Here is a 24,721-nt window from a genome sequence, read left to right as displayed (position 1 = left end):
CTCCACAAAATAAAAGGTTTGTGGTGTGGAACATCTGATCCAGCCCTCCGGTGCTACGTTCCCTCTCTACAATGTAAAAGGGTTGTCCTTTTTAAAGGAGGTAGTTTTTTTGAAATTGCTTCAACAGCTTTTGATCGTTCTTGTCATATTTTTTATAGGACAGGCACTGCAATTTTTTACAAAGCTCCCTATCCCTGGGAGTGTCATAGGAATGATGCTCTTATTAGTGCTTTTATGCAGTAACATTATTTCTATAGAATCCTTAAGAGAGTTAGCTGATTTTTGTTTAGGCAATCTGGCTTTTTTCTTTGTACCGGTTATTTTAGGAGTGATTACAAGCAAAGACAAAATTATGCATGTCGCCCCTCAATTTATATTTATTGTTGTTGTCTCAACGTGCCTTGTAATGGCAGCTACAGGAGTTACCGCACAGTATCTGTTGCGAAGGAAAGAGAGAAGATCGAATGGAAACCTTTCTTGATATATTTCGTACCCCTCTTTTTGCTATAGTTCTTACGGTGGGAACGTATGTTCTTGGGGGCTGGGTTCGCAAAAAGACGAGATTGGTTGTTCTGATGCCAGTCATTTTTTCAGCAGTGACCATTGGGCTTATCATAGCAATGACAGATTATAGTTATGAGGATTATCGCAGTGGCGGCGATGTTATATCCATGTTCTTAGGACCTGTGACTGTTTTGTTGGCGGTTCCGATATATCGGGAATTTTCGCGACTAAAAGAAAACCTTTTATCTATTCTAATCTCTATAGGTGTAGGGATTCTGACGGCTTTTATAAGTGTGTGGTCGCTCTGTGGTCTTTTCAATTTTGGAGAGGATTTTTTCCTATCCATGGTTCCAAAATCTGTAACAGCACCAATTGGTATAGAGATAGCCCTTATTATAGAAGGAGTGGTCCCTATTACAGTTCTTGCAATAATTGGTGCAGGAGTTTCAGGAGCTATTATTGCTCCTATTTTGTGCAAAATAGCTTGTATACATCATCCGATTGCACGAGGATTGGCTATAGGTACCAGCTCTCACGCTGTAGGAACGAGCCGTGCTTTTGAAATGGGGGAGATAGAAGGGGCATTTAGTAGTCTGGCTACAGGCCTTTGTGGGGTGTTGACTGTTTTAGCGGTTCCTTTGTTACTTCGAATTGTTTCTTTTATTTCTCAATAGAAGATCCGAATAGTGAGAGAGAGTGCTATAATCTCCTTTGTGAATTCTTGGAGAAGGAGGTGGGGTAGATTATGTCAAAAGCACAGGAACTTGTTGCTAAGATAGAAAGTACGTCTAGAGATCCGAAGGCCACCGACGCAATAATAGATGGACTTCTTAACGAAATGGTAAGTCTGCTGAACAAGGAGCCGGAGGCATGGGATTTATGTACAGACAAGGTTCGTTTCTTGTTAAGTGAGCGCTTTTGTTACACGGGGCCTATGTCTTTCGGATCATATCGTTGAATCGACGATCTACCAACAGCCTCCAGATGGAGGCTGTTTCTTTTTGTTAGAATGAAGGGAGCTATCTTTTCGGCGTCGAGTGGGGGACTGTAGTAGTACCCTTGGATACTTAGGTTGGAGAGACCTAAGTCCAGGCTGTTAATTTGCTCGTTTGTCTCAACGCCTTCTATAACAATATGTTGAACTAAGCTATGGGCCATGCGAATGAAAGAATTAGCAAAGTTTTTTTCTCTCGCAGAGCGAGGGGCATTTGTTATGATCTCTCGATCAATTTTTATTCCATCGAAGGGAAAGCTTTTTACAAAATCTATAGACGAATAACCTTTCCCGAAATCATCTAAGTAGATTTTTACCCCATGGGAACGAATTTCTCCCATGACCTTCTCAAAAAGGCCATGACGATCTCGCAGGGTTTTTTCTGTTATTTCCAGTGTAAGCATTGAAGCTGGGATACTTGTAACTCTAAGTAATTTTTCTATCTCTTCTTTTAAGTGTCGATCTTGATAAATTTGAACAGGAGAGATATTTACTGATATGTTTAATTGGATACCTTGTTTTATCCATTTTTGGGCCTGTACAAAAGCTTCTTGGAGTACCCACCTCCCAATATCTATCATAACAAGGGAAGTCTCAGCCATGGGAATAAAATCGTTAGGAAAAATAACTTCTTTGTAGCCACGATGCCAACGAAGAAGAGCCTCTACGCCAATAACGTTAGATGTTTTTATATCTATTTGTGGCTGGTATTGCAAAAAAAGCTCTTTCCGTTCTAAAGCTCTGTAGAGGTCTTTTTCGAGTCTTAAAACTTTTTTAACTTCTTCCTCAATGTTGTTATTATAAAAGATGACATCGTTTGAAATTTTATTTTGCCTAGCTTGATGAAGCGCCATGTCTGCGCAACGCATAAGTTGTTCCGCTGAAGCTGCATTCTGGGGAAAAAGGCTTGCTCCTATATGGGTTGAGATTTCAAATGTTTCATTATCTACAATTATAGGTTGGGAGAAAATCTTTTTAATTCCTTTTATAAGGGAAGAAAGGCGTTCAGGTTTTTTTAGAGGAACAAAAAGGGCGAATTCATTATTTCTCGTTTTAAAGAAAAAATCTTCTTCAGTCAACAAGGCAAAAAGTAATCGGATAGTTTGGATAAGAACCTGTTTCCCGCTAAAAGAACCATTCCCATCTTTAAGAGTTCTGAAACGATCAAAATTAACAATAATAAGAGCAAAAGTGTCGCTCGAAAGTTTTTTCTTAATGCGTTGTTTTAAAAGAAACATAAGCGTTGTACGGTCAGAAATTTGGTATGGCAAGTTAGGATACGTTTCCCCCTTTGTAATGTGAGGCGTTCCTCCCTTTTCAATTCCTGCTCTGACAAGGTATAATTTTCGCTTGTTTTTGCTTATAAGTTGTTGAATAGAAATCCAGTATCGATGGAGTGTTCCATCGTCTATTACGGCGCCTTCCCAAGACCCGTAATTTTCCACCGTTTCCCACACGGCTTCAGGGATGTTGTTTTCTAACAAAGAAAGAATAGAACAGTTTTCTTTATGAAAAGATTTTGTAAGAGAAGGGCTCCCTATTTTATCGGAAAGAAGAACGTTGGTAGCGAATGTTTTTTTGTCTTCATCTAGAAGGATACTATGCTCTTCAACGTAAAATTCTCTTTGCATAATGAGCCTCACTTTATCTATAAAGAAAGGTTTGTGCGTTTGGCACAAGCTCTCTACTATAACGTATTGTTTTTTCACGACCCCTGAATTTTTATATCAGCGAGAGTGTGCTTAGGAAAAGAGGAGGAGGCGTTGATCGATGAAACAAAACTCTCCAGTCCATGGTCGCTAACGGGGTCGGTTCTTGGAGGAAGTAAACAAAATACTGAAAAGATATCCAGAAATAGATAAAAATATTAAAGTATCAACTTTTATTAATATTAAACGACAAATTGGATATGCACAAGGGGTTTTCCTTTTTTTAAAAAAATAAAGAACGATAAATATCTTAAATGATAATTTTTATAGCCAAAGAGATTATTGAGTTATCTATTCCAATGGATACAGTAGTCCATAAGGGCTTTTTTATTAAAGAGGAGATAGGGATGATCGGGCACAGGATAAAAGTAGTTCGACGCAAAAGAGGCTTAACTCAGCAGGAGTTAGCGGAGATTATTGGAGTCACGAAGCTAACAATTTCTCGATGGGAACGAGGAGAACGTTCCCCAAACGCAGAGATGGTATTTGCTGTGGCAAAGGCTTTGCAAACAACTTCCTCTTATCTTTTGGGTGAAACAGATTGCGCTGATGGCTATGAAAAAGAGAATAGTTTTATGTTGCGGGCTATGCGGCAATATCTAGAGCTAAGTTTGTATGAAGCGGCAGGTATTCTAGGCATTTCTCCGCAAACCTTAGAGTATTTAGAAAGAGAGGAAAGTAGAGGATCTATAGAAGATAAAACTTTAATTATAAAAAAATATGGTATCTATATGGCTCGTCTAGATAATGATTCAGGTGTTTATCAAGAGAAAAAACAGAGTGCTATGGACTTTGAGGTATTGTTAAAAATCATGGCATCATATGATCCAGATATAGTTCTCCACTTACGCAGCCTTGCAAAAAATGTTGAAGAGATTTCTGAAGAAGACTGGGAATTTTTAGCTAACCTTCTGAAAATTTCCTTAAAGCGTATTTTGAAAAAATAGAGCGATATTACGTCATCATATGAGGTGTCCTTTAAACTGACTTATATATAAATGGTAATAAAATCCTTGACGTTGTAATAACTCTTCATGGGTTCCTTTTTCAACAAGTTCTCCTTTGTTTATTACAAGAACCTGGTCAGCATTGCGGATTGTACTTAAACGGTGAGCGATTACGAAACTGGTCCGTCCTTCCATAAGATGTAGAAGAGCGTTTTGAATCCGAATTTCAGTACGTGTGTCTACGTTGCTTGTCGCTTCGTCTAATATTAAAATTCTTGGATTGGCGAGGATAGCACGAGCGATAGAGAGAAGTTGACGTTGTCCTTGGCTAAGGTTGCTTCCTCGTTCTGATAGTAGTGTGTGATATTCTTGTGGCAAGAGGCCAATGAAATGATCTGCTTCAGCCATTTTTGCGGCAGTTATTACTTCTTCGTCAGTTGCGTCTAAGCGCCCGAAACGGATATTTCCCATAACGGAATCGGAAAATAAAAAGGTTTCTTGTAGTACGAGGCCGAGTTGTTGCCGCAAGCAAGATTTGGGTATAGTGCGGATATCTACCTTATCGATGGTAATTCGCCCTTCTTTAATTTCATAAAAACGAGTGATGAGATTAGTGATAGTGGTTTTTCCGGCTCCTGTAGGTCCTACTAATGCTACGGTTTCTCCTGCTTTTGTTTCAAAAGAAAGATTTTTAATGATTGGTATCCCAGGTTTATACTCAAAAGAAACGTGGTCGAAACATACATGTCCACGAAGTGGTTGCCCAGGAACAGTACAAACGTTGTCTTCACCTTCTGGTTCCATATCTATAATTTCGAAAACTCTCTCTGCGCCAGCTAAAGCTGCCTGAAAAGTATTGTATAAGTTCGATACCTGGCGAAGTGGCTGAATAAAGTTTTGCCCATAATTGATGAACGTAGCGATCAAACCTACAGTAGCAAGTCCCTTTAATGCCAGCCAACTCCCTAAGCTCACAAGGATGATGACAAAAAAATTTCCGAGCACGCCTGTTAGGGGCATCAATAAAAGGGCATAGGTGTTAGCGTAAATTCCTGCCGTATATACCCTTTGGTTATGGAGTAGAAACGTTTCTGTTACGGCTCCTTCTTTGCGAAAAGCCTTGATTACTTTAGCTCCGCTAATAGATTCTTCCATCACGCTGTTAAGAGTACCCAAGTCTTTTTGTAACAGTTGGTATCCTTTTCGAGTGTAGCGAGCTACAAATTCTGAGAACCCAAACATAAGTGGTACCACGAATAAGGAGGCCAAGGCTAATTTGGTGTCTAATATAAACATGGCTATTAAAATGCCTGCCATTGATAACATGCTGGCAAGCAGAGATGTTATATTTAAAGATATGGCTTGGCTAATAGCATCAATGTCATTTGTGAGGCGACTCATTAAGTCTCCTGCAGGGGTTTGGTCAAAAAAACTGAGAGGCAGAGATTGAAGATGTTGAAAAAGATCCTTACGCATTTGTTTGAGAGCTTTTTGAGAAATATTGCTCGTGACTCTATTGGCAATAGCTTGAAATATGTTATTTAATACATAAACGATGAGCATGAGTGAAGCGATGTTAACTAAACCTTTCGTAGTTTTAAGGGAAATGTAGAGGTCTATGGCAACTCCCATAAGGTAGGGGGCAAGGAGGCCTAAAATAGAGTAAAGAACTATAAGAGTGCATACAAATATTACAGAGATTCTATAACGGTTGAAATAGAAAAAAAGTCGAAGTAGTGTATTGTGCGGATTTTTAGCTTTTTCTATGTTGCCGATATTCCGCCTTCCTCTAGGGAGCATGTACGTTCGAATCTGATTTCTCCCAGTAGTGCGGGAATCCTTTTCACGCGCCATCTTTATTATACCTGTCTTTCTTGTCCACTTTTTTCGCCAAGCTGTGATATGTAAATTTCTTGATAGATAGAGTTTGTCTGTATCAATTTGTTATGAGGCCCCTCTGCTACTATATGTCCGTTATCTAAAACTATTATTTTATCGGCATTTAATACGGTAGAGATGCGCTGAGCCACTATAAAGATGGTTTGTTTTGCAGCAAAAACTTTAATAGCGTTCTGTATTTTCGTTTCAGTTTCTATATCCACTGCACTGGTGCTGTCATCGAGGATTAGAATTTGAGGACGAGGAAGAATGGCTCGAGCAATGGCGATACGTTGTTTTTGGCCGCCAGACAAGTTCATGCCACGTTGCTCAATATAAGAATTGTATCCTTGGGGGAGACCCATAATAAAGTCATGGACTTGAGCTATGTGGGCAGCAGTAATTATCTCTTCATCAGTAGCATGGGGCGAGCCGTAACAGATGTTATCTCGTACAGTTCCTGAAAAGAGAATAATTTCTTGAGGAACAATGCCTATATGGGCGAGCAACGAGCTATGTTGAATAGTCTGTATATCAAGTCCATCAATTAAAATTCGACCGACAGTAACGTCATAAAATCTTGGAATTAAGTTGACGAGAGTGGATTTACCAGATCCAGTAGCGCCAAGAATAGCCACTGTTTCTCCTGGAAGAGCTTCAAAATTGATTCCTTTTAAGGTTGACTCCCTAGAGTTGTCGCTATTATAGCTGAAAGAAACATCTTCAAAAACAATATGCCCCTGAATTGTAGGGGGCAGTGCTATTTTTTCTAATCGCTTGCGTGTGTCTGGTGATGTTTCCATGATTTCTTGTATACGCTGAGCTGAAATAATTCCGCTTGCCCAAACATTCGATAGCATTGTCATCATTACAAGAGGGGTCATGGTAGTGAGAAGGTAATTCGTGAAAGCCACTATTTGTCCTGTGGTTATATTTCCTTGAGCTGCCTGAAACCCTCCAGTCCACAGTACTATTACTATGCCGATGTTTACGAGAAGCGTTAGTATGGGTGCCATGTAAGACATGAGCATCATAACTTTAACGGATTGATCGAAGAGTGCTTCATTGCAGACCTCAAATCGTTGACTTTCTGAATGAGCTCGCACAAAAGCTTTGACTAACCGTATTCCGCTGATGTTTTCTTGTAAAACAGTATTAAGTCGGTCTAGCTTTTGTTGTATAGATTGAAAAAGGGGTTCTATTTTAAGTATGAAAAAAAATAGAACTCCTGATGTAAGCAGAAGAAGGGGCAGAATGGTGAAGGCCAGCTTTTGACTTGTTTTAAACATAAGGATGAGACTGCCAATCATGAGCAGCGGTGCTCGTGTCCCTATACGTAAAGACATTTGTACAAGACCTTTTATTGTGTTTACATCGCTGGTAAGGCGCACCATAATTTCTCCTGTCTTTTGCTTGTCGAGGTCGCTGAAAGAATAGTTTTGGATCTTGAAAAAGAGATGTTCTCGTAGATCTCGAGCTACACCTTCTCCAACTTGTATGGAAAAAAAGTTGTTCCCAATGGCGGTGAAGGCACCTAAAACAGAGAGACTGACCATTAACAAGGCCGTATGAATTACAATTTGACGATTGCGAGCTGTTATGCCGTAATCAATGATTCTTTGTATAAGTCGAGGAATAAAAAGATCCATTACAACAAGAGATACGAGTAGAAGAAGAGCTATAAAAGATTGTTTCTTATATGGTTTTAAAAAAGAACGGAGCTTTAAAATGTAATCCATTTTATTCTCTCCTTGCTATGTCCCCGAGTTGTGTAAAAACTGGTGCTTGTTATTTACCGTTATAGAGGAACGTGTTATCTTCTCGCTGTGGATACACTTGCATAATAGTACGGGCTATAAAGGTTTTACCCTCAATATCATGTCCGGCAAGCCAAAAATCAGAGCGGCATGGAAGTGCTTTTTCTGTAAGCTCTCGGACTCGGAAACGAAGAGTCCAGAGACCATTCTCTTCCAGAAGACTTTGGTCTATAGGCGTTGCCCATAAAGTATGGTTGAGCCCCCCCTGTCCCATAAGAATTGATTTCTCTACGGGGTGTCGACCTTTTAAGTTGAAACGGACAACAAGCTCGGTAGATCTATCTCCCTTAAATATATTTGTGGCGCTTGTTAGCAGTGAGATGGGAGCAAAGGGGGCGAAAAACTTTTCCAGCTTTTCTGCTGTTTGTCGCGAAATAGTTTCCCCCCATGCGGTAAGAAGCGTTCTGGCCTCCTCTTTTTCTCCAGAGAGCATCAAAGTTTCAGCTTTCTGGCGTATTTCTTCCTCTTGTTTCATAAGAGAATCTTCATAAAAAGAGATCCAATTTTGTAAAGAGGGATGGATATCTTTATAAAGCAAGTCTGTAATTATTTGTTGTTGAGTAATATTCCACCATTTTTTTGAGTCTATATCAAGGAGAGACATATCCGGTTGACAATGCTCTTCCAGAGCAGGAATAGGTCTTTTTATGGGGGAAAGTCCTTCTGGTAAAGAGAGAATGCCGCCATGTAATGGAATATAAGGGTGAGAACAAGGACGGCCGGGGGCAATCCAAAGACAAGTGAGCTCTGGATATTCATGAAAGGCGGCTATAATCCCTTCTACTGTTGTTCCAGTGCAGATCCGCCGTAAGGGAGTATAGTGAGGAGAAAAGCCTGAAAAATCCATACGTAAATCATCAGCTGTACCTTCATAGTGGCTACGGAAAATAGCCTTGATTTTATCAAATTCTATTTTTTTACCTGGGTGCACTGTCATTGGGAGCTCTTCATTGACCCCCCATTCCCTGCCAGTGAGAATCGAAAGAGCATGACGTTGACGAAATGTATTGAACTTATGACGCCACCGTTTAGGGTTTTGGAACGCTTTCGCAAAATCAAAATCTTTTTCTTCTAACACATGGGGCGATACCCAGCCTTTTTGTGAGGCGTAATTCAGAAGATCTTTTGAGCAATAAAACTTTCTATTATTTAGATCGCCTTTACGGATGGTGTAATGGTTAGGGATGAAAGCGGCTTCATCGTCTCGTATTTGTACGGCACAATAGTGTTGGCCATGAACTACTTGTATCATCCATGCTTCGTTAGCATCGGCAATAATATAGCATCTACCTGAATCTCGGTATCCATATTGTTCTAATAGCTTCATGGCCAATATTACGCCATGGTCAGCACTGTAAGCTTGTTCAGCTAAAGCGCGGCGGAGGCCATATCCAATCCCGCCAGCTATGCAATCGGGCTCATGATCAGATCGTATATGTCGACAGCTGTCACTAAAAATACCAACACCGTGGTCGTTATAGAATATATCTGCATTTGAAAGGCCACGTTCACCTCGGACTTCACTCCAGAAAAAACCAAAAGTATGGGGTATTTGTGGGATATGGGCAGATTCCTCTTCGCATGTAAAAGTTGTTCCAGGCTTGTGGTCTCTTGGGGGGACAAGGGCATGTCGCACTAAAAGACGATCACTATCGTCTTCATTATGAGCAACAAGAACTTTCCCTGTAGGGGAAACATCTTTCCCTAATATAAGACCGCTACAGGCACTAGCGCGACGAACAGGAACTAAGATGCCAAGAAGAACAGAAAGAATTAAGAAGGTAGAAAACACTATAAAAACTCCTTCCCTACTCTTTTAATATTTTGAGGCCCTCTTCTTGAGAGCTATTTTTTATAATATCCTATTCTCTGTCTATTATGATAACGGCTTTTTTGACAAACTTTAAAAAATAAGAGAAAACTAAAAGAGCATCTTTCGCCTTCATTAAAAAAAGAGATGCCCTAGGGCATCTCTTTCGAAACTTTTTCCGTAAGGGGTGTTACGGTAAGTTTATTTGTTTCTATTAATTCAGTTTCTGTATCGAGAGAAGAGCTTTTTCATTTTTTCCTCGTTAGGAATCTCTCCAGAAAAAAGTACTTTCCCATCTACAGCTACGGCTGGGATATGCACCATCCCAAAATGTTTGATGATCTCCCTTGTCTCTGTTACGCGCTCAATGTCATTAACAATATTAAGGGTAGTCAGAGTCTGTTTGGTCATCTCGAAAACCTTGTCACAATCTGGGCATATTCGCCCAATGACCTGAATCTTCATTTTTCTCTGCCTCCTTTTCCTCTCAAAAGTACTGGCGCCAGCGAGGGTTTTTATTAAATATTTTCAATAATCAGCATAGCACACAATTCGTATTTGCAAAATGGAGATTTAGGGTAACTCTGTTGATTACAAATAGTTAAGAGCTATTTTTATTGAATATTCATTGTTATCCTGAAAAGATTATATCTTTTCATATCTTGTTTCTAGTTTATATAGAGGATTTGGGATAAAGATATTTTTTATAAGTAATTAAAGAGGCATTTCTTTTTTGAGGAGAGGCTGAGAAAAACGTAAGGAGAGTTGTAAAAGACCCAAAATAATCATTAGTAATTTAGTAGGGTTTATGCTAGCATAATAACCGTGTAAATAAACGAATTTATACATAAAGGAGCGATAGTGATGAGTCAGAAAATATTCGAGAAGGGAACAAAATTTGAGGCTGAAAAAATGGTAGAAGTTCAAGTTGGCTCAGTGGTAAGCCGTACACTTATTGATCATCCTACCGGCACTGTAACTCTTTTTGCTTTTGATAAAGGGCAGGCTCTGAGTGAGCATACAGCTCCTTACGATGCTTTGGTTCAAATCCTTAATGGGAAGGCAGAGATTAGTCTTGGAGGTGTATCTCAACTTGTAGCTCAAGGGGAGTGGCTTATTATGCCCGCCAATGTTCCTCATGCTTTGAAAGCGGTAGAAGCTTTCAAAATGGCATTAGTGATGATTCGTTCTTAAATGAAAAAAAGGTCTCCATTTCTGTGGGAGACCCTTTTGAATATATTATTCAAATCTCCATATATTTCCTGATACATAAGATTCTTTTTCCGTGTATAAATTATAGTGTTTGTGATTCCAGATAACCTGTTTGTAACGTTCTCTATCTTTTTTTGCTTTGCAAAAGGGGTTCTTTCAGGAAATATATTTAGAAGGAGAAGAGTGATGAAGAAACGTCTTTGTTTTTCTTCTGTTTTTCTATTTTTATGTTGGGCAAGTCTCGCTCAAGGAATAGAGGCAATACCAGTAGCGGAGATTTGGGATCTTAATAAGTGTGTAACTATGGCCCTTGCTCACCACCCCGATCTTAAAAGTGCGCAAGGAAAAGTATATGTTGCTGATAGTCGAATAGGCCAGGTCAAATCAAAATTGAAGCCTCAAGTAGATATTGCTACTGGATATACTCGGCAAGATAGTTCTTCTACCAGAGATAGAGAAATTTATTCGAGTAGCGCTGGGGCATCACAACTTATTTCAGATGGTGGTAAGACAGATGTGGAAATAGAAGTTTCTTCGCTTCAGAAAGAGAGTGCTTTTTATACTCTGAAGGAAACGGAACTTTTGATTGTATATAACGTAAAAAAGTCGTATTTTGATCTTCTTGAAGCACAAAAAAATGTCGAGGTAGCAGAGGAAACATTGAGACTTTACCAGTTGCTTTTAGACCAGGCCCAGGGATTTTATTCAGTCGGATCTGTTTCTAAGTATGATGTTACAACTGCTGATGTAGATTTGAGTAAGGCTCAGTTAGGTGTTATTACAGCGAAGACAGCCGTTAAGAAGGCGAAAACAGCTTTGGATAATGCCATGGGAATTACTACTCCTATAGATTATTCCCTGCAAGATATAGTGTCGACGCAAGAGGTGTCTCTGAATCTAGAAGAAATACAGAAAAGAGCTTTTTCGTCCCGGCCAGAATTACAGGCAAAAAAAACGGATAGTATGGCAGCATATCAAAATATTCGTTTAGCGGCGAAAGAAAACTCTCCTGAATTGAAAGCGTCGGGGAAATATACTGTTGGCGGCAGCTCTTTTACAGAGGATGACAATTGGTCTATGGGAATGACCGTGCAGTTTCCCCTTTATGACGGAGGCTTGCAGACAGAAAAAATAAAACAAGCAAAGGTGGAGCTGGAGATAGCAGAATCAGAAGTTGAATCTCTTCGTTCTGACGTTCAGAAAGAGGTAGAGCAATCTTATTTAGAATTCACAGATTCTTTCGATGTTTTGAAGGTGGCAGAAAAAGTGGTGTCTCAATCAGAGGAAAACCTGGATATTGCTCAAAATAGATATAGAGTAGGAGTAGGATCTCCTATTGAAGTGGCTGACGCGACTGAAAAATATAAGGAAGCTAGAAAGGAGTATTGGGCAGCTCTTTATGATCATTGGCGAGCTTGGACTGCCCTGGAAAAAGCAGTTGGAGGTTCTTTAGAATGAAAAAGTTCGCGGCCTTTTTTGTGGTGATGGCTCTTATCGGTAGTTATTTTTTCTTTCGCAGAGGTACGTCCCCAATTTTTACTGTAGAGACTGTACCTATAGTGAGAGGCGAAATTGTGAAGACTGTTTCTGCTACTGGCAGAGTGGAGGCTGTTAATACGGTGAATGTAGGAACGCAGGTGACGGGCACTATTAAGGCTATCTACGTGGATTTTAACTCTTCAGTGAAAAAAGGTCAGCTTATCGCTGAAATTGATCCGTCTTTGTTACAGGCTAATGTTGAGTCAGCAGAGGCTGACGTTTTAGCAGCTCAGGCCAATGTCTTGAAAGCAGAAACTTCAGTGAAAGATACGAAAAAGAGTAGGGATAGGAAAAAAGAACTTTTTTCCCGAAATCTTATTGCGGAGAGCGAACTCGACGAAGCACAGACGGAATATGATACAGCAATAGCTCAACTAAAAGCGGCGCAAGCTAATGTAGAGCAAACTAAAGCGAGCTTAAAACACAAAAAAATTAGCTTGGGATACGCGAAAATAGCGTCTCCTATTAACGGAGTGGTTATAGACAGAGCAGTGGAAGTGGGGCAGACAGTGAATGCCACCCAATCTGCTCCAACTCTTTTTACTATAGCGGAAGACCTGACACAGATGAAGGTAGAAGCAGATATAGACGAAGCAGACATTGGCTTAATTCAGGCAGGACAAGGCGTGCAGTTTACGGTGGATGCTTATGCTGATGTAACGTTCCACGGTTTCGTGGAGGAAATTCGTTTAGCTCCTAACACCGAAGGAAATATCGTAACATATACGGTCATTATTAAAGTGCAGAATCCAGAACTCAAACTTATGCCTGGCATGACAGCTAACGTGATAATAGAGACAATTAAGAAGTCTGGTGTATTGAAGATCTCTAACGCTGCCCTCCGCTTTAAACCAAATTCAGAATTGGGAGTTTTTAACGGAGAGGTACACAATACATCTGCACCCTCTTCTCCTCATTCTTACACTAAAAACCTTTGGCTCTATGATGGGAAAGCTTTCCAGCCAGTTCCTATAACTATAGGGATCTCAGACGGTATGGATACCGAGATTTCAGGAGAAGTAAAGGAAGGTATGAAAATTGTTACGGGAGTTGTATTCGGCAAGGAGACTACGACTGGAAGGGGGTCTCCCTTTGTGCCTGGTCCGCGTCGATAATATTCATAAATCTTATGTCATGGGAGAAGTGGAAGTCTGGGCTTTGAGAGGCGTGACTTTTTCTGTAAGAAAAGGAGAGTTTCTTTCGATTATGGGAGCTTCGGGGTCGGGGAAATCCACTTTAATGAATATTTTAGGATGTCTCGATATCCCAACGGAAGGACATTATTTTCTTAATGGTACTGACGTAAGCTCTTTAGATAAAGATCAATTGGCTGAAATTCGTAAAAACACGATTGGTTTTGTTTTTCAGGGATTTAACCTTCTGCCTCGAATGACTGCGCTTGAGAATGTAGAGCTTCCTATGCTATACAGAGGCATACCAGCGAAGGCTCGGCACAAACAGGCTCTCCATGCCCTCCAAATTGTAGGGTTAGAAGAAAGAGCCGGTCATCAACCTCAACAGCTTTCTGGCGGCCAGCAGCAACGAGTCGCCATTGCGAGAGCATTAGTTAATGATGCCCCTCTTATTCTTGCTGACGAACCCACGGGCAATCTTGATAGTAGAACAGGCGAAGATGTTATGGATCTTTTCGTCCGGTTGAATAAAGAGACGGGCAAAACGATTATTCAGGTAACTCACGAATTGGATATGGCTCGTTTCGGGACGCGGATTATAACTTTTAAAGATGGGATTATGATAAGAGACGAAGAAGTGAGGATTGCATGTTAAGTCTGTATGAGACTATAAAAATATCTTTTCGATCTCTTCGTGCCAATAAAACGAGATCGGCATTGACCATGTTGGGAATCGTTATTGGGGTTATGGCGGTTATTATTATGTTTGCTATAGGATCTGGCGCTAACCGCGAGATAGCTGACAGATTTTCTAGCCTTGGCAGTAACATGATTATAGTGCGACCCAGTACAGATAGGTCAGTAGGTGGAGTGCGAAGTTATTCGGCATATACACTGACAGTGGAAGATGCGGAGGCTATCCGCGAAGAATGTAGCGCAGTTGCCTATTCCGCACCTACTTACGGGGGCACGCTTCAGGCTGTTTATGGTAACGAAAACTATCCTGGGCAGGTTACGGGAACTACGGCCGATTACCTTTTTGTGCGGGATCTTTCTTTGGTTTCAGGCAGGACCTTTGTGGAACAGGATATTCGAAGTGCTACGAAGGTGTGTATTATCGGAGAAACAATTGTCGAAAATTTGTTTGGCAGCGAAGATCCTTTGGGGAAAGTAATACGTTTAAAAGGTGTACCTGTAATGGTAATTGGTGTTTTGGCGAAGATTGGGGAAAGTCCTATGGGGCGTGACGAAGACGATATTATATTGGTTCCTATTACAACAGTTCAAAGAAGAATGATCAGTCCCCCTAAGATGGGGATGACTTCCTCAATTTCCGTAAAAGCACTTTCGGAATATCATTTAGATAGAGCGCAAGAGCAAATTGAAAGCCTTCTGGCGCAGCGTCATCGCATTAAACCGGGAGAAGACAGCGATTTTACGGTTCGGAATTTAGCGCAAATGGTGGAAAACGCTAAGAGTGCTACTCGAGTAATGAGTCTGCTTCTTACAGCTGTAGCGGGAGTTTCTCTCTTAGTAGGTGGTATTGGCATTATGAATATTATGCTCGTATCAGTGACGGAACGAACGCGGGAGATCGGTATCCGGATGGCTATAGGAGCTAAAAAGGCGGATATTAGACTTCAATTTCTTATGGAAGCTCTTATCCTCTCTCTTTTGGGAGGCGTTGTTGGTATTGTTCTGGGAGTTGCAGGGGCTGAGTTTTTTTCGAGAGTCTTGGGATGGACTACTGATATTTCAGTGCTTTCTATAATTCTTTCTTTTGGGTTCTCTGGATGTGTGGGTATTTTTTTTGGTTTTTATCCAGCCTACAAAGCCTCTTTGCTCAATCCTATAGATGCTCTGAGATATGAATAACAGGGAATTATCAGTGTGTGCTGTCATTTCTTTCGTTCGGTTTAAAGGAGTAGCAAAGCGAAATAGAAACTTAACGAGATTTGTCCGTACAAATTTCAAAAACTTTCTTGACTATTATCATTTTCTCCTGTAAACTTACTAAGTTGCAAAATAACAGCAGCACAATAACATTTTTAGGAGGCAACATTTTGACACAAGGAACAGTAAAATGGTTTAACGGCAGCAAGGGCTATGGTTTTATCACCGGCGAAGATGGGAAAGATTATTTTGTCCATTTTAGTGCTATTCAGGTTGATGGCTTTAAGACTCTTGACGAAGGGCAGAAGGTTTCTTTCGATGTTGAGTCTGGTCAGAAAGGTCCACAGGCTAGCAACGTTAGACCTCTGTAGGAGTTCCCTTTAATACAACTTGAAGGATAAAGGTGGGTGTCCCGTAAGGGGCATCCACCTTTTTTAATTGAATGATCCTCTCTAAAGGCATCTTTTTCAAGAAGCTGTTCTTTATCGAGCTAAAGCAATGAAATGCGAAAACAATTTGTTTAACTATTTATGATATTATTTATCTACGCTATTCTTAAGGGAGGGCTCATGTCTATTTATGTAACAGGCGATAAACATGGAACAGTGGAGATAGATGAACTATTGCCTTTTTATTATACAGTGGGGAAATATCTCACCCCAGAAGATCACCTTGTAATTATGGGTGATTTTGGCCTTTTATTCGATCCTTGCCTTACGGAACGAGAACAAAAGTGGCTTACCTGGCTTTCTTCCATGCCATGGAATACCTTATTTATTGATGGAAATCACGAAAACTTTACACGTCTTGATCATCTTCCAGAAATAGAACGTTTTGGAAATTCCGTTGGAGTTGTATCTGACAATATATTCCATCTAAAACGAGGATATATATACACTATAGAGGGATTTCGCTGTTTTTGCTTCGGAGGGGCTTTAAGTCTCGATAAAAATATGCGGAGACCTGGTATTTCATGGTGGGAACGAGAAATTCCCTCAGAGGAAGAGATGGCGAGGGGGTGGCAGTCTTTAGATCAGGTTCAATGGAAAGTTGATTATGTTTTTACCCATATGGCCCCAAATCTAGTATTAATAGAGCTTTGCCATAAGAAATATATCGGCGCAAAGCTGAAACTTGCTCATGTGCCCAGGGATCCTGTAGCTATTTATCTCAATACAATTGTTTCTCGTCTCTCTTTTCGGAGGTGGTACTTTGGCCACTTGCATGTCCAAACTCCACCTTTTTGTATAGATGTTGTTCCTCGGAAGTGTTTCCAAGCCTTATATCGTCTCGTAGTGCCTATTGAGGAAGGGCTTACTTCTTCTGGCAGTTTGCCTCTTAAAGAACCTCAAGAAAAAAGCCTTACCCAGATTTTACTTCAGTCTCAATCTCTTCTTGACGTTATAGATAACCACGGAGACCTGCTGAATGCATGGCTGAAGTATGGGAAAACTCTTGATGGCAGGGATGTCATGTCTTTCCAAAGGCTAATTCGTCGGGCAACCCCGCAAAATATGGAAATAGCCATAGAAAATGCTCAGAAAAAAGGATATTATTACCTTCTAATAGCTCTAAAAATGGAATATAAAGAAATGACATGTTAATACCTTCCTTTTTTCACAAACATCAATGCTTTCCTCTAAAAAATGCGATTTCCGCATTTAGGACCATTATTTTGGCTATATCTCAGCTGATAAGATACGGGAATCGTTGGTCTTGCCATTGCAATAGTCGCATATTATGGCTATCTTTAGTGTACGATTATGTGACACTTCTTTTATAGTTTATAGAGTGAAATGATGGGAGGATATAAAATGCGACTTCGTTCTGAACGAGAAGCGATAGTGGAATATTGTCAAAAAATGGTTACTTCTAGGTTGACAACAGGAACAGGAGGCAATATTAGTATTTTTGATAGAGTCCGTGGAGAAGTAGCCATTACCCCGACCGGGATCGATTACTTCGAGATGGAACCAGAAGATGTTTTGGTGATGGATATTGAAGGGAATATTATAGAGGGTGTAAAAAAACCTTCCAGTGAAACTGCTATGCATCTAGCTTTATATCATAAAAGGAGCGATGTTTGTGCCGTTGTGCATACCCACTCTGTTTTTGCTACAACTATCGCTTGTTTAAGATGGGAACTTCCTGCTGTTCATTATCTCATTGGATTTTCAGGAAATAAAGTTCCTTTAGCGTCTTATGCCACCTATGGAACTCCAGAACTTGCTCATAACGTGGCAGAGTCCATAGGACAATATAATGCGGTTCTTATGGCCAATCACGGATTGCTTGCAGTAGGCGCAACTCTTCCCGGAGCTTTTGGTACTGCAGAGGAGATAGAGTTGGTGTCTGAGATTTATTATCGAACGAAGTGTATTGGAGAGCCAGTGATTCTTCCAGATGAGGAAATGGCTGAGGTCGTTCGCAAGTTTGCAGGGTATGGACAACAATAGACCAATGATACAAGGGGATATGACGCACCTTCTTGCTTTTGACCTCGGCAGTTCGACGGGAAGGGCTTTATGGGGAACTTACAAAGATGGCCAGCTCTCTTTTGAAGTGATCCATTCTTTTCCTAATGGCCCTATTCGACTCAACGGTTCTTGGTATTGGGATATCTTAAGAATATATGATGAAATGTTGGTAGCTCTAAGAAATGCGGGACAGTTAGCGCAAGGAGCCCCCTTTACTGTAGGTATAGATACTTGGGGCGTCGATTGTGCTTTTGTTGATAAAACAGGACAACTTATGGCGCCAGTACATCACTATCGAGATCCGAGGACAGAAGGGCTTTACAGTGAAATTTTTCAAAATGTTGCGCGGGAAGAAATTTATTCTCGTACAGGTATTATGTTCATTCAGTTTAACTCTCTTGTGCAGCTTTTTGCCGAAAAGAAAAGCCGACCTTGGCTTTTAAATCAGGCAGAAAAACTCTTATTCCCTCCAGATTTATTTACATATTTTCTTACAGGCCAATATTTTAACGAGATTACAATAGCGTCTACCTCTCAGTTTCTTGATCCAGCGACGCGGTCGTGGGATCGAGGGCTTTTAGAGTGCTTGGAGATTCCGCACCATTTCTTGTGCCCTTTAATATCTCCAGGAACCATTATTGGGCCGCTATCTCCCTATGTACAAGCTGAAACCGGATTGGGCAATGAGGTGACAGTGGTGGCAGTTGGCGGACATGATACGGCTTCAGCTCTTTCTGCTGCACCCACGGAAACGTCTGCTTCGGCTGTGATCAGTGCCGGGACCTGGTCACTTTTAGGGCGAGAGCTTGATAGTCCAGAGCGAAGTTCTCACTCTTTGAATGCTAATTTTACCAATGAGTGTAGCGTGGGAAATAAGATTTTTTACCATAAAATTCTTTGCGGCTTGTGGCTTATTCAAGAGTGTCGTCGTATTTGGGAGGAGGAAGGGAAGGAGCTTTCCTATAGTGAAATCCATGAAGCAGCGGAGATGGCGGAGCCGTTACAGCATATTTTTTATCCTGACGATCCCCGCTTTATGAATCCACTTAATATGCCAGATGAAATTAGGGGGTTCTTTCTAGATAGGGGAGAGGATGCTCCAGAGGGCGTGGCCGAAATGGCGCGTTCCATATATGAAAGTCTTGCTTTAAACCATGCTTATGTGCTCCAAGGCATAGAAAAAACGTTAGGGACAGCTATAGATGTAGTGCATATTGTGGGGGGAGGGTCTCAGGCAGAACTCCTTTGCCAATTTACGGCGAATGCTTCTGGTAAAACTGTTGTAGCTGGACCAATAGAAGCGACTGCGCTGGGAAATATGCTAGCTCAGCTGAAGGCACAAGGGCTAATATCCGGTCTAGAAGAGGGACGGCGTATAGTCCGAAATTCTTTGAATCTAAAAGTTTATAAACCTCGGAACATGTCTTTTTGGGTAGAAGCTTTGAATGTTTTTATGGAAAGGCTGTGAGGTGGAAGGGAACTTCCCCCTTTAACAAGTAATTACATAAAATCTAAAGGAGTGTGGATAGCATGAAAAGAGTAACACGAATCATGGCTTTAGCCCTAGCCCTAGCCCTAGCTCTAGTATTTACAGGCTGTGCTTTGGCTAAAGAGCACGAAATTGCAGTAGTGGTTAAAATTAATGGAATTCCTTGGTTCAACCGCTTGGAAGAAGGCGTGAAAAAAGCTGACGCAGAGTTTGATGATGTAAAGGCCTATCAGCAGGGACCTTCCGATGCAGATCCGGCACAGCAGGTAAAAATTATAGAAGACCTTATCGCCAAGGGTGTAGACGCTATTTGTGTGGTGCCCAATGATGCGAAGGCTCTTGAACCTGTCTTCGAGAAAGCCAGATCCAAAGGCATCATTGTTTTAACTCACGAGTCGGACAAACAGAAGGGTGCCGACTATGATATCGAGCTTATCGACAGCAAAAAGTTCGGAGAAGAAAACTTCGAGACTCTTGCCCAGGCTATGGGAGGCAAAGGAGAATTTGCTCTTTTTGTAGGTGGCTTGACTGTGCCTCTTCACAACTATTGGGCTAATGTAGGTCTTGAATATGTAAAAGCTAAATATCCGGAAATGAAACTCGTTACCGATCGTATCCCTTGTGGAGAGAGCGTTGAGGAATCTTTCAAAAAGACCATGGAGCTTACAAAAACCTATCCGAACCTGAAGGGTATCGTTGGTTTTGGAAGCCTTGGCCCCATCGGCGCCGCCCAGGCTCTTAAAAAGAAAGATATGAAAGGCCAGATTGCTGTGGTTGGAACAGTTATTCCGAGCCATGCTGCTCCATATCTTAAGGAAGGATATATTACCCACGGCTACCTTTGGGATCCAGCAGATGCAGGATATGCTATGGTGGCAGTAGCTCGAGAAATTCTTCAGGGTAAGACCATTACCGATGGCATGGAAATAAAAGATCTTGGAGCTATCCAGCTTTTTGAAGATCCAGAGACGAAGGGCAAAGTACTTAAGTTCGATAAAATTCTCGATATTACGGCAGAGAACGCCGAATCTCTCGGTTTTTAGCCTGAATAATAAAAGACAAGGTGCGGGCCTTTGTTCGACCCGCACCTTTATCTTGTAAGTGGGGACTGATGGGTGTTGATGGAGCTAGAAAAATTCCTTGAGCTGAAAAATATTCGTAAAAATTTTGGCGGAGTTCAGGCCTTAAAAGGTGTGGATTTCGATTTATGTAAGGGGGAGATCCATTGCCTTGTGGGAGGGAATGGGTCAGGTAAGAGCACTCTTATTAAAATTATATCTGGGGTATATCAGGCGGAAGAAGGAGCGGAAATTCATATTAATGGGGAGATTCTTTCCCATTTAACTCCTTTGGAGTCTATAAATAAGGGGATCCAGGTTATTTATCAAGACCTGTCTCTTTTTCCTAATTTATCTGTAGCGGAGAATATTGGTATTGGCCAATATTTAGAGAAAGGCCGCATGTTTGTAGACCGGAAGAATTTGATACAGCGTTCTGAAGCGGCGATGAATAAAATAGGAATCTCTCTTCCATTAGAGAAAACGGTAGGAGAGCTCTCCATAGCAGATCGACAGTTAGTGGCTATTTGTCGGGCTATAGCCAATGAGGCGAGGCTTGTCATTATGGATGAACCGACAGCTTCCCTTACGCGGAATGAAGTTGATGCTCTCTTTCGGGTAGTTCGGGATCTTCAATCTCGAAAAATCACGATATTATTTGTAAGCCACCGGCTCGACGAAATTATGGAGATAGCCCAACGAGTGACAGTTCTTCGAGATGGAGAGAAAGTCGGGGTCTATGAAGCCTCAGAATTAGATGATCATAAACTGGCGTTTTTAATGACAGGTCAGCAGTTTAAATATGAGGTGAATTGCTCTCCATATAATAAGGAAGAGGTTATTTTAGAGGTAGAAAACCTCTGCAAGGAAAAGAACTATAAAGATATCTCTTTTTCTCTTCATGAAGGGGAGATTCTGGGGATTACAGGTCTTTTAGGATCCGGGCGCACCGAATTGGCTCTCTCGCTTTTTGGGGCTAATCCTCCAGATAGCGGAGAGATTCGTCTTGATGGGAGGCCGGTTTCTCTATCTAATAAAAGAGATGCTATTGCAGCTGGCATAGGGTATGTGTCGGAAGATAGGCTTTCTTTGGGGCTTATTCTTGATCAGCCGGCAGATAATAATATGATTTTAACGATTATGGATCAGATTCTCGGGAAGGGAAATCTCATTGACCGGGAGAAAAAAGCATCGTGTTTTAAAAAATGGGTTAACGAATTGAATATTAAGGTCTCGACTCCTGACATAGCTGTGAAAACCTTGTCTGGCGGCAACCAGCAGAAGGTAGTTTTATCAAAGTGGCTGGCTACGTCTCCCAGAATTCTAATTCTTGACTCTCCTACCGTAGGTGTGGATATAGCTGCTAAGAATGGGTTGTATCAGGTTGTGAAAGATTTAGCCTTGCAGGGAATGGGGATCATTATAATATCAGATGAAGTTCCGGAGGTTCTTTATAATTGCCATCGTGTTTTGGTCATGAGAAAAGGACATATTGTTGGAGAATGCTTTCCCGCTCAAATTACAGAAAAGGAGTTGACCCAGAAGATCAATGAATACTAAACTACTGAACTTTATGAAACGTGGAGAATTTTATTTGCTCGTAGTGTTGTTTCTTATGGGGGCATTCCTTTCTGTAGCTACTGAAGATTTCTTTTCTCTCGAGAATCTGTTTGATTTGCTCGTGAGCTATTCTTTTGTAGGCATTATGGCTACCGGTCTGCTTGTTGTCCTTATATCGGGTGGTATCGATATCTCTTTTACGGCGACAGCTACAGTGGCCCAATATGTGGTGGCTATGTATATTATCAAACATGGTGGAAGCTGGTTTACTGCTTTTGCCATGGCTGGAGCCATTGGTATAACTTTGGGAGCGATTAACGGTCTGCTTGTTCACTATTTAAAGGTTTCGGCCATTATTATCACTATTTCTACCCTTAATATTTTTTATGGATTGCTTATTTTTATTACTAAGGGTAAATGGCTGTATGATTTTCCTGAGTGGTTTGTGAATGGGTGGGAACTCTTCAGATTTCAAAGTAGTTCGGGGAATATTTATAGCCTTTCCATGCCAATAGTGGCTCTTATAGTAGCCTTTGCTTTTACTGCATTTCTATTAAATAAAACTGTTTTAGGACGTGGAATTTACGCTATGGGCGGTCATCAGGAGGCTGCCAAACGCATGGGGTTCAATATATTAGGTATCCATGTTTTTGTTTATTGTTATATGGGTTTGGTAGCGGCCTGGGCTGCTATTATCCAGGCTCAGGTAGTTCAAACAGTAGCACCGAACTCTATTGTGGGGCGAGAGCTGGAAGTTCTGGCAGCTGTTGTTCTGGGGGGAGCTAATTTAGCAGGTGGTGCAGGGTCTTTGCTAGGGACCTTTCTGGGTGTAGCTTTAATTGCGGTGCTTTCCAATGGATTGACGCTCCTGGGGGTTTCATCCTATTGGCATCAAATTGTCATCGGTTTTGTGATTCTAATCAGTGTTAGTGTTACCGCTTGGAACAGCAAAAACAAGGAGCGGAAGGGAGCGGATATTGATGTGGAAGCGTGATCCTTTACTTCGTAATTTACTTTTGCTTCTCATCGTGCTGGTAAGTGGCTTTTCTCTAGTTCTTCATGGCCAATTTTTTAGTATGGCAAATCTTCAGTCTATGGCCTTTCAGCTCCCGGAATTAGGCATTCTTGCTATAGCCATGATGATAACTATGGTGAGTGGCGGTATTAACTTATCTATTATTGCTACGGCGAATGTAGCGGGAATATCGGCAGCGTATATACTCACCTCTATGCTCCATGAAGGTATATCTGCCAGTGGTATGGTCTTCGTTATTTTGCTTGCTTTTAGTGCGGCTCTTTTCGTGTCCTTTATAGTAGGAGCTATTAATGGATTTGTTGTCTCTTATATAGGGGTATCTGCTATTTTGGCCACATTAGGGACCATGACTGTCGTAGAGGGACTAAGCGTTTTGATCACCAAAGGATCTGTTATTTCTGGGTTCCCCGCTCCGATTCTTTTCATTGGAAATGGAACTATCGCAGGTATTCCTGTTCCTCTTTTTATCTTTGCCTTTTGTGCGATAGTCGTGTCTATATTTCTCGAGAAAACACCTTTTGGCGTGGGTGTGTATATGATAGGTTCAAATATTAAAGCTACAGATTTTTCTGGAATAGAAGTAAAAAAAGTCCTTGTAAAGGTTTATATCCTTTCAGGTATATTGTGTGGCATTGCAGCTCTTATAATGATTTCCCGTTTTAATTCGGCTCGAGCGGGATACGGTAGCTCCTATCTCCTTGTAACAGTATTGGCTTCTGTCCTTGGAGGTATCAATCCAGATGGAGGTTTTGGGAAAGTTGCGGGGCTTGTGATAGCTCTCGTGGTTTTACAGGTTATATCCAGCGGATTAAATTTGTTGGGCATGAGTGCTCACTTAGCTATAGCTTTGTGGGGAGGAATCCTTATATTTGTTATCTCTTTAAGCGTTTTAAAAGATAAATTTTCAAAACCACAAGCTAAAGCGTAGAGAAGAAGGGGGCATTTCCATGGGGTATTTAATAGGTCTTGATATAGGGACGTCAGGGACGAAAGCCATTCTTCTAAGCGAAAAGGGGCAAATAGTGGCTTCCAGTCATGCCGAGTATGGAGTGGACCAACCGAAGCCTTTATGGGCGCAGCAGGACGGGGAAATTTGGCTTGATGCCACATGTAAAGTTCTTCGTGATCTTCTCTTTGTAGGAAGGGTTCCTCTTGCAGACATTGTAGGTATGGCTATTAGTGGGCTTTATGGTGGTTCCGGTATCCCTGTCGATAGTCAAATGAATCCTCTGGCGCCTTGCCTTATTTGGATGGACCGACGCGCCTCTCGTCAGGTGGAATGGGTTAAAGAACACGTACATTTGGAGCGCCTCTACGAGATCACGGGCAATACAGTGGATTCCTATTACGGTTTTACTAAGATGATGTGGGTACGTGACAATTGGTCAGATGTATGGCAAAAAACGGCTGTTTTTTTGCCTCCCAACGCTTGGGTTATATATAAACTCACTGGGGAAGTAGCTATCGATTATTCATCAGCTGGAAATATCGGTGGTATTTTCGACCTCGGGAAAAGAGGTTGGTCTGACGAAATGTGTTCTATCTTAGGGGTTCCTGTATCCAAGCAGCCTGAACGTTTAGTAGCTTCGTCAGATATAGTGGGAAAGCTCTCTCCAGAAGGAGCTGCTCTTACGGGGCTTCTTGCTGGGACTCCTGTTGTAGCTG

General features: G+C 41.2%; 23 protein-coding genes. 18 read left to right on the top strand and 5 right to left on the bottom strand.

Annotation, left to right across the window (positions count from 1 at the left end; translation table 11 throughout):
• The first annotated feature begins 109 nt into the window (after nt 1–109).
• The 3 genes from B3L97_RS03675 (at nt 110) to B3L97_RS03665 (ending at nt 1,462) form a co-directional block, all read left to right on the top strand.
• A complete protein-coding gene (locus tag B3L97_RS03675; protein WP_286846041.1) occupies nt 110–481 on the top strand; it encodes a CidA/LrgA family protein in 372 nt (123 codons plus the stop codon).
• The gene (locus B3L97_RS03670) at nt 465–1,178 is read left to right on the top strand and encodes an LrgB family protein (protein ID WP_024822738.1); all 714 of its coding nucleotides are present in this window, start codon (nt 465–467) and stop codon (nt 1,176–1,178) included. The genes B3L97_RS03675 and B3L97_RS03670 overlap by 17 nt, the downstream gene beginning before the upstream one ends.
• A gap of 71 nt (nt 1,179–1,249) precedes the next feature.
• Nucleotides 1,250–1,462, top strand: a complete 213-nt coding sequence (locus B3L97_RS03665; protein WP_286934091.1) for a hypothetical protein — start codon at nt 1,250–1,252, stop codon at nt 1,460–1,462.
• Here B3L97_RS03665 and B3L97_RS03660 read toward each other — a convergent pair.
• Nucleotides 1,426–3,129, bottom strand: coding sequence for a putative bifunctional diguanylate cyclase/phosphodiesterase (locus B3L97_RS03660; RefSeq protein ID WP_286934090.1), 1,704 nt, complete (start codon nt 3,127–3,129; stop codon nt 1,426–1,428). The genes B3L97_RS03665 and B3L97_RS03660 overlap by 37 nt on opposite strands.
• Nucleotides 3,130–3,461: 332 nt before the next feature.
• On the opposite strand from B3L97_RS03660, the gene B3L97_RS03655 reads away from it, so the two are divergent.
• Nucleotides 3,462–4,154: a helix-turn-helix domain-containing protein gene (locus B3L97_RS03655; RefSeq protein WP_286846035.1), complete on the top strand. Its 693-nt coding sequence runs from the start codon at nt 3,462–3,464 to the stop codon at nt 4,152–4,154.
• 15 nt (nt 4,155–4,169) lie between these two features.
• On the opposite strand, the gene B3L97_RS03650 is transcribed toward B3L97_RS03655, so the two are convergent.
• The 4 genes from B3L97_RS03650 to B3L97_RS03635 form a co-directional block, all read right to left on the bottom strand.
• On the bottom strand, nt 4,170–6,008 hold the full coding sequence (locus B3L97_RS03650) for an ABC transporter ATP-binding protein (protein WP_286934085.1): 1,839 nt from the start codon (nt 6,006–6,008) through the stop codon (nt 4,170–4,172).
• 5 nt (nt 6,009–6,013) lie between these two features.
• Nucleotides 6,014–7,771 (bottom strand): ABC transporter ATP-binding protein, encoded by a 1,758-nt coding sequence (locus tag B3L97_RS03645; RefSeq protein WP_286934083.1) that lies wholly within the window; start codon nt 7,769–7,771, stop codon nt 6,014–6,016.
• A 49-nt stretch (nt 7,772–7,820) separates the two neighbouring features.
• The gene (locus B3L97_RS03640) at nt 7,821–9,641 is read right to left on the bottom strand and encodes a C69 family dipeptidase (protein WP_286934081.1); all 1,821 of its coding nucleotides are present in this window, start codon (nt 9,639–9,641) and stop codon (nt 7,821–7,823) included.
• A gap of 237 nt (nt 9,642–9,878) precedes the next feature.
• Nucleotides 9,879–10,124: a thioredoxin family protein gene (locus tag B3L97_RS03635; RefSeq protein ID WP_024822731.1), complete on the bottom strand. Its 246-nt coding sequence runs from the start codon at nt 10,122–10,124 to the stop codon at nt 9,879–9,881.
• 399 nt (nt 10,125–10,523) lie between these two features.
• Between B3L97_RS03635 and B3L97_RS03630 the strand changes: the two genes are divergently transcribed.
• From B3L97_RS03630 to B3L97_RS03565, 14 genes are all read left to right on the top strand, one after another.
• Nucleotides 10,524–10,853 carry a cupin domain-containing protein gene (locus B3L97_RS03630; RefSeq protein ID WP_024822730.1) on the top strand — a complete coding sequence of 110 codons (330 nt, stop codon included), beginning with the start codon at nt 10,524–10,526 and terminating at the stop codon, nt 10,851–10,853.
• 204 nt (nt 10,854–11,057) lie between these two features.
• Nucleotides 11,058–12,329 (top strand): TolC family protein, encoded by a 1,272-nt coding sequence (locus tag B3L97_RS03625; RefSeq protein WP_024822729.1) that lies wholly within the window; start codon nt 11,058–11,060, stop codon nt 12,327–12,329.
• Complete coding sequence (locus B3L97_RS03620) at nt 12,326–13,525, top strand: efflux RND transporter periplasmic adaptor subunit (protein ID WP_286846024.1); 1,200 nt, start codon at nt 12,326–12,328, stop codon at nt 13,523–13,525. Before B3L97_RS03625 ends, B3L97_RS03620 begins: the two co-directional genes overlap by 4 nt.
• Nucleotides 13,503–14,198 (top strand): ABC transporter ATP-binding protein, encoded by a 696-nt coding sequence (locus B3L97_RS03615; RefSeq protein ID WP_274532068.1) that lies wholly within the window; start codon nt 13,503–13,505, stop codon nt 14,196–14,198. Before B3L97_RS03620 ends, B3L97_RS03615 begins: the two co-directional genes overlap by 23 nt.
• Entirely contained in the window at nt 14,192–15,418 is a 1,227-nt protein-coding gene (locus tag B3L97_RS03610; RefSeq protein ID WP_286846020.1) for an ABC transporter permease, read from the top strand. The genes B3L97_RS03615 and B3L97_RS03610 overlap by 7 nt, the downstream gene beginning before the upstream one ends.
• A gap of 185 nt (nt 15,419–15,603) precedes the next feature.
• Complete coding sequence (locus tag B3L97_RS03605) at nt 15,604–15,807, top strand: cold-shock protein (protein ID WP_034327014.1); 204 nt, start codon at nt 15,604–15,606, stop codon at nt 15,805–15,807.
• 198 nt (nt 15,808–16,005) lie between these two features.
• Nucleotides 16,006–17,040 (top strand): metallophosphoesterase, encoded by a 1,035-nt coding sequence (locus B3L97_RS03600; RefSeq protein WP_286934074.1) that lies wholly within the window; start codon nt 16,006–16,008, stop codon nt 17,038–17,040.
• A gap of 210 nt (nt 17,041–17,250) precedes the next feature.
• A complete protein-coding gene (locus B3L97_RS03595) occupies nt 17,251–17,892 on the top strand; it encodes an L-fuculose-phosphate aldolase (RefSeq protein ID WP_024822723.1) in 642 nt (213 codons plus the stop codon).
• Between the two features lie 19 nt (nt 17,893–17,911).
• Complete coding sequence (locus B3L97_RS03590; RefSeq protein WP_286934070.1) at nt 17,912–19,381, top strand: rhamnulokinase; 1,470 nt, start codon at nt 17,912–17,914, stop codon at nt 19,379–19,381.
• 62 nt (nt 19,382–19,443) lie between these two features.
• Nucleotides 19,444–20,445 (top strand): autoinducer 2 ABC transporter substrate-binding protein, encoded by a 1,002-nt coding sequence (locus B3L97_RS03585; RefSeq protein ID WP_286934059.1) that lies wholly within the window; start codon nt 19,444–19,446, stop codon nt 20,443–20,445.
• Between the two features lie 78 nt (nt 20,446–20,523).
• Complete coding sequence (locus B3L97_RS03580) at nt 20,524–22,020, top strand: sugar ABC transporter ATP-binding protein (RefSeq protein WP_286934200.1); 1,497 nt, start codon at nt 20,524–20,526, stop codon at nt 22,018–22,020.
• A 43-nt stretch (nt 22,021–22,063) separates the two neighbouring features.
• Nucleotides 22,064–23,014 carry an ABC transporter permease gene (locus B3L97_RS03575; RefSeq protein WP_286934198.1) on the top strand — a complete coding sequence of 317 codons (951 nt, stop codon included), beginning with the start codon at nt 22,064–22,066 and terminating at the stop codon, nt 23,012–23,014.
• Complete coding sequence (locus tag B3L97_RS03570) at nt 23,001–23,984, top strand: ABC transporter permease (RefSeq protein ID WP_024822718.1); 984 nt, start codon at nt 23,001–23,003, stop codon at nt 23,982–23,984. Before B3L97_RS03575 ends, B3L97_RS03570 begins: the two co-directional genes overlap by 14 nt.
• A 19-nt stretch (nt 23,985–24,003) precedes the next feature.
• The coding region (locus tag B3L97_RS03565; protein ID WP_286934055.1) for an FGGY family carbohydrate kinase at nt 24,004–24,721 on the top strand (718 nt) is incomplete at its 3' end.

It is taken from the genome of Aminobacterium sp. UBA4834, assembly GCF_002400205.1.
Taxonomy (GTDB): Bacteria; Synergistota; Synergistia; order Synergistales; family Aminobacteriaceae; genus Aminobacterium; species Aminobacterium mobile.
The sequence above is the reverse complement of the archived record's forward strand: the minus strand, read 5'-3'. Positions and strand labels throughout refer to the sequence as shown.